Annotated in this window: 18 protein-coding genes; all 18 read right to left on the bottom strand. The window is 48.1% G+C overall.

Going from position 1 to position 16,936, the window contains the following annotated elements; translation table 11 throughout:
* Positions 1 to 127 precede the first annotated feature (127 nt).
* Positions 128 to 1,759 (bottom strand): DNA repair protein RecN, encoded by a 1,632-nt coding sequence (locus HMPREF1492_RS01505; protein WP_035435184.1) that lies wholly within the window; start codon positions 1,757 to 1,759, stop codon positions 128 to 130.
* A gap of 11 nt (positions 1,760 to 1,770) precedes the next feature.
* Entirely contained in the window at positions 1,771 to 2,628 is an 858-nt protein-coding gene (locus tag HMPREF1492_RS01510) for an NAD(+)/NADH kinase (RefSeq protein WP_035431814.1), read from the bottom strand.
* A 117-nt stretch (positions 2,629 to 2,745) separates the two neighbouring features.
* Positions 2,746 to 3,552, bottom strand: coding sequence for a TlyA family RNA methyltransferase (locus HMPREF1492_RS01515; RefSeq protein WP_035435186.1), 807 nt, complete (start codon positions 3,550 to 3,552; stop codon positions 2,746 to 2,748).
* On the bottom strand, positions 3,552 to 3,899 hold the full coding sequence (locus HMPREF1492_RS01520) for an exodeoxyribonuclease VII small subunit (protein WP_035435188.1): 348 nt from the start codon (positions 3,897 to 3,899) through the stop codon (positions 3,552 to 3,554). Before HMPREF1492_RS01520 ends, HMPREF1492_RS01515 begins: the two co-directional genes overlap by 1 nt.
* A gap of 2 nt (positions 3,900 to 3,901) precedes the next feature.
* Positions 3,902 to 4,405 carry a transcription antitermination factor NusB gene (nusB, locus tag HMPREF1492_RS01525; RefSeq protein WP_035428029.1) on the bottom strand — a complete coding sequence of 168 codons (504 nt, stop codon included), beginning with the start codon at positions 4,403 to 4,405 and terminating at the stop codon, positions 3,902 to 3,904.
* Positions 4,406 to 4,407: 2 nt separating this feature from the next.
* The gene (locus HMPREF1492_RS01530) at positions 4,408 to 4,773 is read right to left on the bottom strand and encodes an Asp23/Gls24 family envelope stress response protein (protein ID WP_035428027.1); all 366 of its coding nucleotides are present in this window, start codon (positions 4,771 to 4,773) and stop codon (positions 4,408 to 4,410) included.
* An 80-nt stretch (positions 4,774 to 4,853) separates the two neighbouring features.
* On the bottom strand, positions 4,854 to 5,417 hold the full coding sequence (gene efp / locus HMPREF1492_RS01535) for an elongation factor P (RefSeq protein WP_012808557.1): 564 nt from the start codon (positions 5,415 to 5,417) through the stop codon (positions 4,854 to 4,856).
* A 136-nt stretch (positions 5,418 to 5,553) separates the two neighbouring features.
* The gene (locus HMPREF1492_RS01540) at positions 5,554 to 5,961 is read right to left on the bottom strand and encodes a DUF956 family protein (protein WP_035431818.1); all 408 of its coding nucleotides are present in this window, start codon (positions 5,959 to 5,961) and stop codon (positions 5,554 to 5,556) included.
* Positions 5,962 to 6,048: 87 nt separating this feature from the next.
* Positions 6,049 to 6,966 carry a PTS system mannose/fructose/sorbose family transporter subunit IID gene (locus tag HMPREF1492_RS01545; protein WP_035435190.1) on the bottom strand — a complete coding sequence of 306 codons (918 nt, stop codon included), beginning with the start codon at positions 6,964 to 6,966 and terminating at the stop codon, positions 6,049 to 6,051.
* A gap of 21 nt (positions 6,967 to 6,987) precedes the next feature.
* Entirely contained in the window at positions 6,988 to 7,803 is an 816-nt protein-coding gene (locus HMPREF1492_RS01550) for a PTS mannose/fructose/sorbose transporter subunit IIC (protein ID WP_035435192.1), read from the bottom strand.
* 16 nt (positions 7,804 to 7,819) lie between these two features.
* Positions 7,820 to 8,821: a PTS sugar transporter subunit IIB gene (locus HMPREF1492_RS01555; RefSeq protein ID WP_035435195.1), complete on the bottom strand. Its 1,002-nt coding sequence runs from the start codon at positions 8,819 to 8,821 to the stop codon at positions 7,820 to 7,822.
* A 249-nt stretch (positions 8,822 to 9,070) separates the two neighbouring features.
* Positions 9,071 to 10,195: a M24 family metallopeptidase gene (locus HMPREF1492_RS01560; RefSeq protein WP_035431822.1), complete on the bottom strand. Its 1,125-nt coding sequence runs from the start codon at positions 10,193 to 10,195 to the stop codon at positions 9,071 to 9,073.
* A gap of 92 nt (positions 10,196 to 10,287) precedes the next feature.
* Positions 10,288 to 11,424, bottom strand: a complete 1,137-nt coding sequence (locus HMPREF1492_RS01565) for a 3-dehydroquinate synthase (protein WP_035435197.1) — start codon at positions 11,422 to 11,424, stop codon at positions 10,288 to 10,290.
* Positions 11,421 to 11,969: a shikimate kinase gene (locus HMPREF1492_RS01570; protein ID WP_035431826.1), complete on the bottom strand. Its 549-nt coding sequence runs from the start codon at positions 11,967 to 11,969 to the stop codon at positions 11,421 to 11,423. Before HMPREF1492_RS01570 ends, HMPREF1492_RS01565 begins: the two co-directional genes overlap by 4 nt.
* 64 nt (positions 11,970 to 12,033) lie before the next feature.
* Positions 12,034 to 12,531: a YqeG family HAD IIIA-type phosphatase gene (locus tag HMPREF1492_RS01575; RefSeq protein WP_035435199.1), complete on the bottom strand. Its 498-nt coding sequence runs from the start codon at positions 12,529 to 12,531 to the stop codon at positions 12,034 to 12,036.
* 10 nt (positions 12,532 to 12,541) lie between these two features.
* A complete protein-coding gene (mltG, locus tag HMPREF1492_RS01580) occupies positions 12,542 to 13,852 on the bottom strand; it encodes an endolytic transglycosylase MltG (protein ID WP_035435203.1) in 1,311 nt (436 codons plus the stop codon).
* On the bottom strand, positions 13,853 to 14,275 hold the full coding sequence (ruvX, locus tag HMPREF1492_RS01585; protein WP_035431832.1) for a Holliday junction resolvase RuvX: 423 nt from the start codon (positions 14,273 to 14,275) through the stop codon (positions 13,853 to 13,855). It abuts the gene before it with no gap.
* 3 nt (positions 14,276 to 14,278) lie between these two features.
* Entirely contained in the window at positions 14,279 to 16,924 is a 2,646-nt protein-coding gene (gene alaS, locus HMPREF1492_RS01590; protein WP_035435207.1) for an alanine--tRNA ligase, read from the bottom strand.
* Positions 16,925 to 16,936: the final 12 nt, after the last annotated feature.

Below are 16,936 nucleotides of genomic sequence, written 5' to 3' on the forward strand. Positions count from 1 at the left end.
TCCCGTAGGTAAGATTAGCCAATTACATTTCTACGGGTCTTTATATTATTCCGCTTTGAGACCCATAGAGCCGAGAAATTTAATCTCCAAACAAATACATTGTTATGTCCATGTAGTTCTGAAAAATCTAGCGGACTTCTGACAGCAGCTCATGCGCGTGAGCCAAAGAAGCCTCAGTTATAGAGCCTGAAAGCATGCGTGCAATCTCTTCTTCTCTCTGAGTACCAGAAACCTCTGTAAGAGAAGTTACAGGGATCGCGTTATGTTCTTCTGTCTTTGAGACTACATACTGTTTAGAGGCCATAACAGCAACCTGTGGCAAGTGAGTTACCACAATCACCTGATGTGTTTTAGCAAGCTGCGCTAAAACCTCTGCAAGAGCAACGGCAGTAGCTCCACCAACGCCAGCGTCAACCTCATCAAATACAAGCGTATCGCAGACGTCAGACTCTCCCAGAACCACTTTACATGCGAGCATGACACGAGAAACCTCACCACCAGAGGCAATCTTTCTAAGCGGACGAGCAGTCATCTGAGCTGAAGGCTTATACATAAGCTCAATCTTTGTAGAGCCAACTTTATTCCACTGCTCAAAAGGAAGATCTTCAAAGTTCAATTCAATCTGAGCTGAACCCATCTGCAGATGACTCATTTGCTTAATAACTGCATCACAAAGTTTTGGAGCTGCAGCAACACGAACCTTCTTAAGTGCCTGGGCCTTTACGGTAAGAGTCTCTTTTGCCCTATCTACCTCTGCCTGTGCCTCACGGACAAGCTTTTCTGTGTCTCTTGTAACCTCAAGAAGATTTTGAGCTACCTGGTATTTTTTAAATACGTCTTTCATGCCAGGGCCATACGTTCTCATAAGACCCTGGAGACGAGCCATACGACTTTGCATCTCTTCAAGTGCTTCTTCATCAAAATCAAGAGATCCAACATAGCTTCTGAGCTCTGAAGAAACATCCTCAATCTCTATAAGTGCACTTGAAAGAGACTCTGCATAATTACCTAGCGTAGCATCAAATGTTGCAGCACTTTGAAGCATCTGAACTGCATCAGAGAGAGAATCAATAACGCCCTCATCTCCTGAGAGCAACTCATGTGTTCCTCCTGCAGCTTGAAGAAGAGCCTCTGCGTGCTCAAACCGAGGAAGTTGCTCTTCTAAGTCTTCTAGCTCCCCTTCTTTAGGAGAGACCTCATCAATTCTTTGAACAAGAAATGCCGCTTCATCAATCTTTGCATTGCTAGACTGGCTTACTTCAATAACTCGTTGAAGTTCAGCGACTGCAGCATGATAAGCATGAAGAGCGTCTACATACTCTGTCTGGCAAGATTGAATATCTGATCCAATCCATGCGTCCAACATGCTGACATGGTTCTTTACGTCAAGCAGCCTTTGATGCTCATGCTGACCACACAGATCAATTGATGTTCCAATACCTCCGGCCAGTTCTTTAACTGATGCCATGTGGCCATCAATCTCTACTCTGCCTCTGCCATCAGCAGAGACTTTTCTAGAGACTACAATTCCCTCTTGATCTTCTGGCGAGGTAAAAAAGCGTGCCTCAACCCTAAGAGCGTCTGTTCCTTCTCTTACTGCAGAAGCATCCGCACGCTCTCCTACTAAGAGCTTAATGGAAGATAAAAGAGCGGTTTTACCAGCACCTGTCTCTCCTGTTAAAACAGTTAAACCTGAGGCGGGTGCAAGAGAAGCGTCTTCAATAAGTGCAACATTTTGCACGCGAAGTTCATCAAGCATATATGACCTGCTTACTGACCAGTTTTACCGTAAAATACACGAGAAACTGAACGATAGAAACTATCAGCACTTCTATCAAGCAGAATGATATCTCCTGGTCCACGGCTAATACGAGCTTTGGTAGCCACACCCTCTTCTGGATGCTTAATGTTTTGCCCATCAGAGAAGAAGTGACATGTCGCCGGCCTATCTTTTGACATGGTAATTTCAACCACATCAGAAGGAGAGGTAAGGAATGCACGAGCCAAAATAGTATGTGGTGCGATTGGCACGCAAACCATTCCCGAGAACTCTGGTGTAACAATAGGGCCACCAGCAGCAAGAGCATAGCCGGTGGATCCAGTTGCTGTACTAACAACAAAACCATCACCGCGAAGCTTATCAATATGGTTGCCTGATACAGAAACTGTAAACTCAACCATATCGCCTGCTCCACCTCTGGAAACTGCAAAATCATTGAGCGAGAAGGTCTTCTCGACGTAAGTTTCTCCAGATGGAAGCTCATACTCTGTTTCTATTGCAAGTGTTGCTCTTCTAGATACGTGAAGCTCTCCAGCAAGAGCATCAGCTACCATCTCAATCATTTGATGAGGAGTTGCACTAGTTAAAAAGCCAAGGTGACCATAAGAGATACCCAAAATTGGAATTTCTGAATACTCAACAATTTTGGCGGCCCTCAGAAGCGTTCCGTCTCCACCAAGAGAAATAACAAGCTGGCAATCAGAACAATCTACAACTTTATCCGGGAATAGCTTTTTATCGTGTGCCCATTGAACATCACAGCCCTGCTCAAAGAGCCATTCTTCAAGTTCACGTGCACCAGAAACAGCAACTTCTCTTGAATAATTTGGAACAAGAAGTACCTTCACGCAAACCACTCTCCCGATTTTGCTTGATTGCACAACTGAAACAGTTAAAGCGTCTGATTCGATGTACTTAGTATACCTAAAAAAATACAAACAATACTACAAAATAGAACATTCGTTCTATTTCACTATTTCTACAGAATGACTCGATACCACTGAAGCAAGATCCAAATCATGCGAACCTGCCTCAAGCTGTCCAAACAGTAAATATTCCACGTTGCCCTTAGCACCGTGAATAGGACTTTCACACGCGCCCAAAGGACCCATATGAGCTTCCTTAAACGCATCGGAAACCTTTTGCAGCGTTTGCAGGCGCACGGAGGCATCAGTCACAATACCGCCCTCACCCACTTCTTCCCTCTTAGCTTCAAACTGTGGTTTGACCAGTGTAACAAAGGCTCCTTCAGGAGCTAGAACATCTAAAACAGAAGGAAGAATTGACAAGATTGACGTAAACGATACGTCACATACAGCAACATCAAAAACGTGCGAGTAGCCCATTTCTGGCAGGGACGTAATATTTGTACGTTCGAGCAGTTCAACCCTGCTGTCGTTTCTGAGCGACCAATCAAACTGCGCATAGCCAACATCAACCGAGGTAACCGAAGCAGCTCCATGTTGAAGCAGGCAATCGGTAAAACCGCCAGTTGAACAGCCAATATCTAGACATTTTTTATTTTGAACCGTAAAATCAAAAACTTCAAAGGCACGCTCGAGCTTAAGTCCACCTCGGCTCACGTATGGAATAGCACCTTTTACGTGCAGAAACAATCCCTCAGGAACAAGCTCTCCCGCTGAAGTTAATCTTCTGTCGCTTGTAGAAACATCACCCGCAAGAATTGCGCGTAATGCAGCTTGAGTGTCCTTGAAAAATCCTTGCCTAACCAGCTCTTTATCGAGCCTTTGGCGAGAAATGCGTTGAGCCACTAGTGCTCATCGCTTTCTGAAACCGCGTCATCAGACGACGTTTCATATGCAGCTGAAGCCTCAACCTGCTCAGAAGAAGCCTGCTCATCAGTGGCAGCCGCTGCGCCGCTTGCGTCAGCTGCGTCCCCTGCTGCCTGGGCCTGAATCAGACGCTCTTCCTCTTCCGGCGTAAACTCTGTGGTGTCAACCATGTTGACAGCCTTTGAGCCTAGAGCAATTGCCTCATCAAAGAGGTCAAGAGAATGCTCCAGCGAGACGTTTTTATCGCGAACTTGATCAACAATTGAATCAAGTCTTGCGGTTATCTGGCCAAAGCTCTGATATTCAGACGTATCGATTTTTGCCATGACTACTCTGCATCTTCCACAGAGCTCTCTGGCTCTTCTTCAGAAACGTCTTGCTCAGCAGACTGCTTATGGCACAGAGAATAAATGTCTTCTCCAGCCTCAATGTCATCAACAATACGACCAAGAACGCCGTTAATAAAGCGAGGTGAATCATCGCCACAGTAAGCGCGAGCAAGGTCAACTACCTCGTTAATAGCAACAGCTACATCAACCTCAGGAACCTCAAGAATCTCGTAAAGAGAAATTCTTAGGAGATTGCGGTCTACGGAAGGCATGCGATCAATTGCCCAGTCTTTTGAGTAAGCAGCAATGATGTCATCAAGATCATCTCTAATGCCATCTGCTCCTACTGCCAGTGACTGCGCATACTCGTCAAGAGGTCCCTCGGAGAGCGTGTAGTCTCCGTCGAGGACCTCAAGAACGCTGCGATTAGTGGCTTCAGCCTGGAATAAAAGCTGTAGTGCTTGGCTACGGGCGCGGGTACGTCCAAAAAACTTAACGCTCAAGCCTACTCCTTAGGAAAAACAAGGCTGTCAATGTAAACATCAACGGAAGCAATGCTGACGCCAATCTGCTCATTTACAGCAGTTGCAACAGCAAGCCTTACCTCAGATGCAAGCTTTGTGAAAGGATAGCCATAGAAAACGGTAAGGTGTACTCCAAGGTGGAGCTGACCGTTCTCTACACCTGCCTCTACAGCCTTCTCTGGAGCAAGGCTTCTGCTGGTAAAGACGTTAATAAGGTTGGATGCCAGGGTATCGTTTCCGCCAACGGAGGCAACACCTTCAACACTTCCAGCTGCGCCGGAGACAACCGTTGAAATTACATCTTTTGAGATGCCGATGCCTGCTATACGAAGCTCTGTTTCAGCCATGTCTACCCCCTAAAAAGACAAACTGTCTTTGAAATAATTACTCAATACTGTTGGATGCCAATGCACCCAAAGAGAATGCATTAAACGCGAGAAACAAACTTGCCGTCGCGGGTGTCAACCTTAATGCGCTCACCCTGGTTCAGATACATTGGGACCTGAAGAGTTGCACCGGTCTCAATAGTTGCTGGCTTAGTACCACCCTGAACGGTGTCACCCTTGAAACCTGGATCGGTCTCAGTGATCTCTGCCTCAATAAACATTGGAGGCTCAACGCCAAGAAGCTCAGTGTCTGCATAGAGAAGCTGTGCGTTATCGTTCTCCTTGAACCAGACGCTCTTCTCGCCAATGAAATCAGCAGGAACAGCTACCTGATCGTATGTCTCATTGTCCATGAAGTAGAAGGACTCACCGTCGTTGTAGAGGTACTGCATCTCTTTGGTGAGCAGAAGAACGTTCTCAAACTTGGTGCCAGCGTTGCAGGTCTGATCGATAACGCGGCCAGAGCGAAGGTCACGAATCTTATAGCGGACAAAAGCGCCGCCCTTACCTGGCTTTACGTGCTGGAACTCAACGATGGTGTAGTACTTATCGTTAATCTTAAGGCCAAGGCCGTTCTTAAAATCTGCGGTGCTGATAGTTGCCACGTCTAACTCTTTTCACTCGGTAAAGTCGCGAGAAGAACGTGAATTTTCAAACTACCCGCGACACGTATATGCATGTTGGATTTTATCAGTTTCACGCCTTCCGTGCTGGCGGCTCTTGTGAAAATGCAAAATTTGCTTACTTCTTTTTAATAAAACTCTCTTTAATAAGGCGAGGAAGCTGTGGAATTGCCATAAGTCCGTGCTTAAAAACAAACCAGAAGTTTGGAGAACGCACGAGTTTCTCCTCCCCTATATAGGCGCGAATTGCCCTCAGTGTTGCCTTGTTGTCTCGCGTAGAAAACGAATAATTACCATTGCTTTTAGTAAAAATGGCAAAGCGAGAAATGCTTTTGGTGCGTCCCATAACTGAGGCAGCCACATGATCTATCTGATCCCAGGGAATCTGAATGTAATCTTCGGGATTTTTTTGGTTGTAGAACTCAAAGGCCTTGTTGCCAATAAGGATATCGCCATACGTAGCTAGCCCATGAAATGACGTTGCCTTTGCGGTGAAGTCAACCGTACTGTTTTGAGACTGAGCCATACAATCCTTTCAAAAAATGGGTCGCACCCATTATAGAGCGCGACCCATATTCGTGCGACTTTAAGTACTAGAGCGTACGCTTACTCATTACATAAAGCCAAGGAGTCGACCAATAATACCAACGGCAAAGAGAGCCAGGATGATAGCAATTGGAGAGACCTTCTTCTTAAGCAGTGAGCAGCAGAGCAGTGTCAGACCAACAGCTGCCAGTCCAGGAACAAGGGAATCAAGGTTGGACTGAAGTGTGGTTACCTTCACTGGATCAAGACCGTTTGGTCCAAGTGCAGCGTAAAGCTTTAATGCCTGGTGCATTCCCTCTACTCCTGAAGGAATGCTTGTCCAATCAATGTAGGCACCTGCCTGCTGAGGAATGGTAGAAACAACTGGGGTAAATGAAATTGAAACCCAGCGCTGTACCAGGGCGCCAATGATAAACATACCAAGAATAGAAGCACCCTCGGTAATCTTGCCCAGCATGCCGCCAGAAAGATCGGAAGAGATTGAGGCACCTGCCTTGTAGCCAAACTCCTGGGTGTACCACAGGAAGGAAAGGCGGATGACGTTCCACAGAACAAAGAAGAGAATAGGGCCAAGTGCAGAACCACCAGCGGCAATAGATGCGCCGAGTGCTCCAAGAATTGGACGGACAGTAAACCAGAAGACTGGGTCACCAACACCGGCCAGAGGGCCCATCATGCCTACCTTAACGCCCTGAATTGCAACATCGTCAATAGGCTCACCGTTAGCACGTCCCTCTTCCAGTGCAAGGGTAACGCCCATGACTGGTGCAGAAACATAAGGGTGAGTGTTGTAGAACTCAAGGTGGCGCTTAAGAGCTGCTACCTGATCTTCTTTGTTTGGATAAAGCTTTTTGATGGCTGGAATCATTGAGAATGCCCAACCACCGTTCTGCATACGCTCATAGTTCCAAGAACCCTGAAGGAACTGATGACGAAGAGCAACAGACATGCGGTCTTTCTTAGAAAGCTGAATCTTATTCTCCATTAGTTTCACGCTCCTTCAGAATTAGTAGTTGTCAATAATATCGCCGAGCGGATCACCAGATCCGCCACCTGCGCCGCCACCCTGCTTAGCAAGGTCTTTAAGACCAATGTAGAGAATAGCAAGGCAAACACCAATAACACCAAGAGCAATAAGAGTGAGCTGGTTAATAGCAGCAAAGACAAAGCCAAGAGCAAAGAACGGCCAAACCTCACGAGTAGCCATCATGTTAATGACCATTGCGTAACCAACAGCAGCAACCATGCCGCCGCCAACTGCCATACCGCCAGTGAGCCACTTAGGCATTGCGTTTAGAGCATCAGTGACAATAGCTGGGTCAATGAAGCAAAGAGCAGCTGCAGGAACAGCAATACGTGCGCCCTGCATGAGGATAGCTACAATGTGCCAACGCTCGATTGCAGCAAAATCGCCCTTCTCGGCAGCTGCGTCCATTGCGTGGACAATACCAGTTGCAATAGTACGAGCAATCATGGTGAGGAACAGGCCTGCTACGGACAAAGGAATTGCAAGTGCAATAGAGGTGTTAATAGCAGCGGTGGTGTCAGTGTCTCCGCCGTTAAGTGCCAAAACCATAATGATTGCAGATGCGACAGATGCCAAAGCTGCGTCTGGTGCAACTGCAGCTCCGATGTTTGCCCAACCAAGAGCAATCATCTGAAGAGAACCGCCGAGGATAATTCCCTCAGCAGGGTGACCAGTCACAAGGCCAATCAGTGAGCAAGCAACCAGGGGCTGGTGGAACTCCCACTGGTCAAGAATACCTTCCATGCCAGCGAGAAGAGCAACAATTACGACAAGCAGTATTGTGATAGGTGTCATTTCTACCTCCTTCTAGTTACTTACGGGCGCCAAGCTCAGACTTAGCTTTTTTAAGCATTGCCTCAAAGTTCTCTGCGCTGTCTGCAGGAACCTTACGAACATCAAACGTTGTACCGCACTCGCGGATAGCCTCAAGAGTCTTTACATCGTCCTCATCCATAGCAACTGCGTTGGTAACAACAACTTTGCCAACAGAATGAGCCATAGAACCAAGGTTTGCTTCCTTGATTTCTACGCCACCCTCAATAGCACGAAGCATATCTTGAGGAGTCTCAAACAGAAGCATTGCCTTGGTATTGCCAAAACGAGTGTCGTGAGCAATCTCAATAATCTTCTTAATAGGAACAACGTGGACATGTACTCCTGGAGGAGCTGCCTGAATAATCATGGTCTTGCGGAGCTCATCTTGAGCAACACCGTCAGAGCAGACAATAATGCGATCTGGCTTGGTCATCTTTGTCCACGTAGTTGCAACCTGACCATGCAGAAGACGGGTATCAATACGAGCAAGAACAATCTTAAGCTTGCCATCACCAATAACAGTACCCGCAGGAATTGCACCCTGAGGTGCTGCTGGAGCAGCAGGAACATCAGTAGGTGTTGCCTCTTGTGGCTCAAGCTCTTCTGGCTTAATCTTTACGCCCATACGAGCTTCAGAGTAGATCTCTTTTGCTACCTCAGCTGCGGTATCTACACCAAGACGAGAGCCATAAGCTGCAATAAGCATTGGGAGGTTAAGGCCAGTAACAGCAACCCAATCCTCTTTACCCTCTTCCTCAAGAACGCGAGAAATCTGGTTAAAGGGGGTGCCACCCCATAAATCAACCAAGAACAAAACGTGCTCTTGATCTTCAAGCGTGGCAATTGCTTCGAGAATCTTCTGGTGCAGGTCATCTGGGCCCATATCAGGAGTAAGCGTTACAGCTACAACGCCTTCCTGTGGTCCAAAAATCATGCCGCCAGAATCTTTGATGCCCTCGGCAAATTTGCCATGGCTGGCTAGAACGATACTAACCACTTCTACCTCCTTCTTTTACACCTAATAAAACAAATGAAACTGTAAACATAACAATGAAAATAACATTTACTTTTCTGATTTTATTACATATATCTGAAGCGTGTCTTCACTAACCTAACTCTTTTTAGATTTTTTAGGTTTTATAAGCCAATTTTAGGGCGAGAAGACCTTCTCGCCCTAAAGGTGAACAAAAAATGCGGCCAGAAACCCAAAGCTTCTGGCCGTAAGAATTCTGTATATCGCGTCTAGTTAGCAGCCAACAGACACAAGGTCGTGTGTGGACTGAGTAAAGACATCGTAGCCGTCCTCAGTAACAACGCCAAAGTCCTCAAGACGGATACCAAACTTGCCAGGCAGGTAAATGCCAGGCTCATCGGTAACAACAGAACCTGCTGCAATAACCTTGTTCCAGCGAGGGTTGAAGAATGGACGCTCGTGAATCTCAACGCCAACACCGTGGCCAAGGCCATGGCCAAAGTACTCACCGTAGCCAGCCTCAGAGATAACCTTAACTGCAAGGTTATGAATATCAGAACCAGTGACACCTGCATGAATAGCTGCCGCGCAAGTTTCGTTTGCCTTGCGGACAACGTCAAAGACGTGCTGCTGCTCCTCGGAAGGTGCGCCAACAACAACAGTACGGGTCATATCTGAGTGGTAATCCAGGTAACCTGCACCGTAGTCCATAACAATCATGTCGCCTGTCTGAACTACGCGCTCACCTGGCTGTGCATGAGGATTAGCACCATTAGGACCAGAAGCAATGATGGAATCAAAGGACAGGGCATCTGCACCGTTAGAGAGCATGTAGTTCTCAAGCTCTGCGCGGATCTGCTGCTCAGTAAGACCTGGCTTAATGTACTTGCAGATGTGGAGGAACGCCTTGTCAGTAATTGACTGAGCGTGCTTCATAAGCTCAATTTCAGCTGGGTCTTTAACAATACGCAGCTCAGCAATATCACCATGCATGCGTGGAAGCAAAGCAGCAACAGAACGATCGCGCAATGCCTGCTCAAGGCCATCAAAGAACGCAAGATCAACGGTGTCCTCAATAGCAACTACGCGAGCACGAGCCTCAGCAATATGAGCGGCAACCCACTCGGTAGGAGTAGCGACTTCCTGGTCAAACTTCCATGGAGAATCAGCACCAAGGCGCTCCAGGAATGTGTTGTAGTAACGAGAGTCAGTGTGCATGAAGAGCCCATCCTGCGTAATAAATGCAGTATGTGCCTGCTCAAAGTCAAAGACACGCTCAGCGTCAGTCAACCAACGAAGGTCTGGGTTGTGACGTAGAACAACAGCGTCGTAACCCCTCTGAGCCATTACCTCGCGAAAGCGCGCAACGCGCTTTGCTGCTGCCTGTAAATCTGCCATTTCAAATCCCTTCTCGAGATGTTTACAACAAAGAGTTGCACCTAGTGGAGCCGCATCAGCAAACGGAGCTCCTTACTGCAAGATGCGGCGCTTTAATGCGAAGCGTGAGCCTCACACCAAGCGCGGGCATGCTCGGCGAGAAGTTCCTCGTCGACTGAAGCTAATCTTACCCTTCCAATAGACATTGGAATCGGCAACATAAAACGATTAGTAGAACGGAAACATTCCTGTTTGAGCGCTTCGATGAGCTGCTCGGGAGTAATGTCACACGTAACAAAACCAATATTCAAGCGCTCAAGAATCTCGTCTTGGGCAAGCATATCGTCAAAAGAAAGTGCCTCTTTAGCTACTGCAATTCTTGCCGAAAAACGCAGTGCGTCTGCATAAAGTGCAGAAAGAGGCTGATCAGCTGGGATGAGCGGGCGAAGTGCCTCCACAAAAACCCAACCGTAAGGAACAGACTGCTGAATAGCAATAGCGGAAGAATCAGAGAGACGGCCACGGGTCTTAGTAGACTCTGCCAGCTGCTCTGCAACTATATCGGCAACTCCAGAGGAGAGGTTATCTGCTCTATCCCAAATGCGGCCAAACTCCGCCTCGTTATCAGACATAGCCGTTGCAACCATGCATACCTGGGCAACCTTAGCACTGTCATCGCAAAGGTCCATAACCTCAAGATCTGCAAAGCAGAAACGAGCACAAGGCTTAGTGGTAACAAGGCGCTGATGTTCAGCGTCAGTATCAAGTGCTCGAGGAGTAATGGACGAGACAATAACTGCTGCTAAATCAAGTGGAACAGTAGCAAGGGAAACTCCCCCACACCACTTGTTTGCCACGTGGTTAGCAAGAGAAATGACGCCCTCGTGGCCCACGGCAACTACTAAATCATCAGCTGTCAGGTGCATTTCTGCCAAAGCAGACAATACCTGTGCCTCAGTTGCCACGGTAGTTGCTGCCTTGCCATCTTCCACATCTACACGTGTGACGAGAAAACCAATGGTGGTGAGGTCTCTACGCAGAAGCTCAGCAAGGTCTTCATCTGCCTGATTGCTGACAAGAAAAGCACAGCGATGAGGTCTTCCCACTGCGGTTCTGAGCTCAGTACCAAAGTTTGAAAGAACGCCTGCGCCAGAACGAAGTGCAATAGAGCCACCAGGAATAGAAACCCACTGTTTGATCTGAACAGGTGGCAATTCCTCTTCAAGTTCAGTCTGGACGTTGTCACTCATAGAAGACCTCTTTCCCAAAGCAGCTTGCCAGAATCAATGGCTACCTGCTCAAATGTTTTCTCACGAATATCAATAGTAATATCAGCAGCGGCCTCATAACGCGGGCGCAGGCGTCTATAGAGCTGAGTAGCGTTTTCAAAGCTTCCCAGATCGGGACGCCTATCCGTGCGCTGAATTTGGCGAAGCGAGTCAGAAAGATCGCCGTCGAGAAACACGATGACTCCCATCTCACGCATAAGCGCAAGATTGACGTCCTTCTCGACAATTCCACCGCCGCAGCTTACGAGCAGTGACTTCTTAGACTTAAGCGTGTGTAAAACCTCAGTTTCTGCCTGCCTAAAAAGCTCTTCACCGTCATCTTCGTAGATTTCTGCCAGTGATTTACCTGCTATACGCTCTGCTAGGCGATCGGTGTCAACATAACGGCGGTGAAACAGCTCGCCCAAATTACGTGCGAGTGTAGACTTTCCGGCGCCCAGAAAGCCTACAAAAAAGATATGATCACAGCCCTCATGTACAACGTATCTTGAATCGCGAAGCTCCATACTCCTCCAGCCTTTCAAGATGATTCTATCATCGAGTTGGAGCAAGTAAACTAAAGCCGTCTTGTTATGACGTAAAAGTTACATTTTTTAAAATGCGGCGCTCGATGTGACGAATGATATTGGTGTACCAAAGATCCTCATTGGACTGCGGCTTTACCAAAATAGTTGAAACGCCAGCCAAATTACCTGCAATAACATCGGTAAAAATCTGGTCTCCCACCATCACGGTTTGCTCTTTAGTTGCCGAGAAACGCTTCATAGCAGCAGTTAGCGCGCGAGGAAGCGGCTTGCATGCAAAGCCTTCTCCTTCAATTCCCAGCTCGTGAGCGCTATGCTGGACCTCATTGAGGTGAATGTTATTGGAGATGAGACAGAGCGTTAATCCAGCTGCATGAGCCTTCTCAAACCAAGCAGAAACCTCTGGCGGCACCATCTTGGTGTCTCGGGGCACACAGGTATTATCGCGATCTAAGAGCACAAGCTTAATCCCCTGCTGAACCAAATCCTCTATTGAGATGTATTCAACAGCAGAAACGTATTGCGTTGCTTTAATTAAACTCATGCCACACCAGCTATTGCTTACTTGCGGCTTCACGCTCGCGTGCGTTTTCAATAGCCTGCTGATGCTCGTCGTACGTCTCTGAGAAGACGTGCTCATCCGAGGTAATCCAGAAGTAGTAATAATTGGTTGCTGCTGGATCCATAGCCGCCTTAATAGAGGCATAACCTGGGGAGCAAATAGGTGTAGGAGTCAAACCCTTAAACGCATATGTGTTATAGGGGTCGCTTGTCATTGAGCTGAGCTCTTCTGCAGTAGCTTCCCTACCCAGGGAATAAGCAAGAGTAGCGTCACTTTGCAGATACATATCATCGTACAGGCGGTTGTAGAAGACAGATGCAACCTTAGGACGGTCATCATCAGTCAGTGCTTCTCGCTCAATAATCGATGCCATGATAATGATTTGCTCGTTAGTAAGATTCAAGTTATAACGCTTATTAAGCGTAATGCGAGCAGCGTCCAAGTTAAGATCAGCCGTCTCTGTCTCAAACTGATCAAGCATGGCACGGATGACCGTATCGGCAGTTACATTGCTTTCTGTAAAGGTATAGGTCTTGGGGAACAAGTAGCCTTCAAGAGAATCATTAGCATCTACCGCACCTGCAAGGAACGGATAGTCAGCAACATAATTGGATGCTTTTGCCTGGTTCAAGAAATCATCGCGAGAAATACCAAAGTAGTCCTGAACCAGATCAGCAACCTGAGAAACGGTATAACCTTCTGGTACAACAAAGCCACTACCAGGAGCATTAGGGCCAGAAATAAGCAGATGAACGATGTCTGCTGGCTTGGTGCCAGTGGTAATAACATAGATACCGCTCTTGATTTTCTGCTCAGCATCCTGACGCTTTACCTGGTTTAAAAACTCGCTCTTAGTAGCAATAATTTTGTTCTCAAAAAGAATCTTTGCGACTTCCTGCGCACCAGCACCATCTGGAATAGTAATGGTAACTTGCTGACCTGCGGTAATTTCTTGTGTATCGGAATTAGCACGAGAAAGCTCTGGAAGCGCTACTTTCCATACAAAGATGCCAAGGGCCGCGACCATGATAAAAGCGATAAGTGCCGCAAAAATACGAGAACGCTTTGAAGCCTTCTTATCTCTATGCTTTACTTGCTTGTTCTTTGCCATATGAGTGACTTGAGCGCTTCTTGAAGAAAGCTTGCCACCGGTAAGTGCAGGTAGCGATCCCGTAGCCTCAACTGAAGGCTGTGTGATCTGTTCCTGCTGAGCCTGCTCTTCCTGAACCTGTCCTTCTGGTACAGGAGAAGAAAAATGTGCGCCCTGACGACGCGGAGAAGAACCATTGGATAGGGTGGGCATTTAGTCTCCCTTATTCATCTGTGCATCAAGCCATGATTGCAAAAAGAGCGAAGCAGCAACCATGTCAACTTTTCCACGCATGGCTTTTTCAGATAAACCTTGCGCTCGAAGAATCTTCTTTGCCTCCGCAGAAGAAAGTCTTTCGTCAGTAAATTCTAATGGAAGTTGGCAGTTCTTCGCAATTTGCTCAGCTTGAGCGGTAATTTTTTGGGCCTGTGGTCCATCTTCGCCGGCGAGCGTCTTAGGACGACCGCACAAAAGCAGTTCTGGCTCCCAATCTTCAAGCACAGCTTTAAACGTACGTGCATGTGAGAGCACCTCTTGCGCAGGTAGCACGCAAACAGGTGATGCAATAGCACCATCGGGGTCACTTACAGCAACCCCGATGCGAACTTCACCAATATCTAAAGCTAAAACGCGCAAACGTTACGCACCAAGCTTTGTTTTTGCAGCCTCAAGCGCAGCATCAATTCCTGCAGCGTTTGAGCCACCTGCCTGCGCCATTGCTGGCTTACCGCCACCACGGCCACCAACAAACTCTGCAATCTCTTTGACAATGTCTCCTGCCGAGAAGCCCGCTGCAACTGCAGAATCAGTGGCACCTGCAAGCAGGGAAACCTTACCGTCAGCGGTTGCGGATGCAATGACGCAAGCAACAGGCTGGCCGTCAGATGCATCACGGATGCCATCCCATGCGGAGCGGAGCTCTTTACCAGAAAGGCCCTCAAGCTTAGCAATTACACAGCTATAGCCATTAAGCTGAACAGCAGACTTAAGTGCTTCTGCTACCTGGTTGCTGCCTGCTCCGGTAAGAGCGGCCTCAAGCTTATGGTTTGCAGCGCGAAGATCTTGCTGCAGCTGCTCAACGCGGTCTGCAACAGCAGAAGGACGAACCTTCAGAGCTGCGGCAACCTCATCAAGTTGAGCCAGGCGCTCATCAACGTACTCGATAGCACCCATAGAAGTTACAGCCTCAATACGCCTTGAGTTAGAACCAACGGAGCTCTCAGAAATAATCTTGAAGAGGCCAAGGTCGGCTGTGTTGCGTGCGTGAGTACCACCGCAGAGCTCACGAGAGAATGGAGTGTCTTCTGCACCAGCAGAGACAACGCGTACGACATCACCGTACTTCTCGCCAAAGAGTGCAACAGCACCAGCGGCCTTTGCGTCCTCAATGCTCATAATCTGAGTAACAACAGGCTTAGCAGCAAAAATCTCTGCGTTGACCATACCCTCAATACGATCAAGCTCATCTTTGGTAAGAGCCTCAAAGTGCGTAAAGTCAAAGCGCATACGATCTGGAGCAACAAGAGAACCAGCCTGGTTCACGTGGTCACCCAGAACCTTTTTGAGGGCTGCGTCAAGTAGGTGAGTTGCGGTGTGGTTGCGGCGAATGAGCTCACGACGGCCGGCATCAATGGTTGCGGTGACTGAATCACCAACAGAGATGGTGCCCTCTTCTACCACGCCAACGTGGGACTCAAGGCCGCCGTCGCGGTGCTTGGTGTCAGTGACGTGAACGTAGAGACCAGGAGCTGTCAGCTTGCCGGTATCTCCAACCTGACCGCCCATCTCTGCATAGAAAGGCGTACGGTCAAGTACAACCTCAACCTCAGAGCCAGCAGAAGCGGACTCAACCTCCTGTCCATCCTGAACAAGAGCAACAACACGAACGCCGGAGAGCTCATTGTTGTCGTAGCCGTCAAAGACGGTCTCATCAAGGCGGTCAGAGAGTGCAACCCAGATGCTCTGAGCGTTACCCCAGGCATCGCGGTTAGCAGACTTACGGGCGCGCTCACGCTGCTCAGTCATTGCAGCATCAAAGGCGTCCATGTCAACAACGTGACCTGCATTTGCAGCAATCTCACGAGTAAGATCAATGGGGAATCCGTAGGTATCGTGTAGAAGGAATGCAACCTCACCGTAAAGCTGTGCGCCGTCCTCAAGCTGCTCAAGCTCTGCAGTGAGTTTAGACTCGCCTGCGTCGAGCGTAGCGCCAAAGCGCTCCTCTTCTGCAGTCAGAATACCGTCGATAAGAGCGCTCTTCTCGACAAGCTCTGGATATTCTGCGCCAAGCAGAACAGCAACCTCATGTGCGTACTCTGCCATGAAGGTGCCCTGAATGCCCAGTAAGCGGCCGTGGTAGACAGCGCGACGGAGCAGGCGGCGAAGAATGTAGCTTCTACCCTCGTTACCAGGGAGAATACCATCACCAATCATAAAGGTAACTGCACGAGAGTGGTCTGCAAGGATACGCAGGCTGCGGTCAATCTCATCAGTTGAGTGATACTTTTTACCAGAGAGTTTCTCGCCCAAAGAGATGAGGGTACGCATGATGTCACCCTCGTAATTGGTGCCTTCATGCTGCATGATAGCTGCGATACGCTCAAGGCCCATGCCGGTATCGATGTTGCGATGAGGAAGCTCAGGCAGAGAACCATCTTCCTGGCGATCAAACTGAGTAAAGACGAGGTTCCAGAACTCAAGGTAACGGTCACCGTCGTCTCCAGGAGCCTCTCCCTCAAACTCAGGACCCTGGTCAAAGTAAATCTCAGAGCAAGGACCACAAGGACCAGTTGGACCAGCTGCCCAGAAGTTGTCTTCCTCGCCCAGACGGGTGATGTGATCTTCTGCTACACCAAGAGACTTCCAAATCTCAATTGCCTCATCGTCGTCAGTAAAAACAGTAAAGTACAGGCGATCAAGAGGCAGGCCAAGGTGCTCTGGAGAAGAAATAAACTCCATTGCCCAGGTGCATGCATCGCGCTTGGTGTAACCACCAAAGGAGAAGTTACCCAGCATCTCAAAGAATGAGAGGTGGCGTGAGTCACCAATGTTGTCAATATCGTTAGTGCGAAGGCACTTCTGGCAGGAAGTTGCGCCAATCTCCTTCATAGTCTTGATGCCCTGGTAATACTCCTTGAACTGGTTCATGCCAGCATTAGCAAGAAGCAGCGAAGGATCAGAAGGCACCAGAGATGAAGAAGGATAGCGCTTGCAACCCTTGCTCTCAAAGAAGCTTAGGAAGTCATCACGAATCTCTGCTGTTGTCATTGTTTTATAGTCAGCCATAAAGTACTTCTC

Origin of the sequence: Atopobium sp. BS2 (assembly GCF_000565075.1) — a bacterium.
Lineage (GTDB): Bacteria > Actinomycetota > Coriobacteriia > Coriobacteriales > Atopobiaceae > Lancefieldella.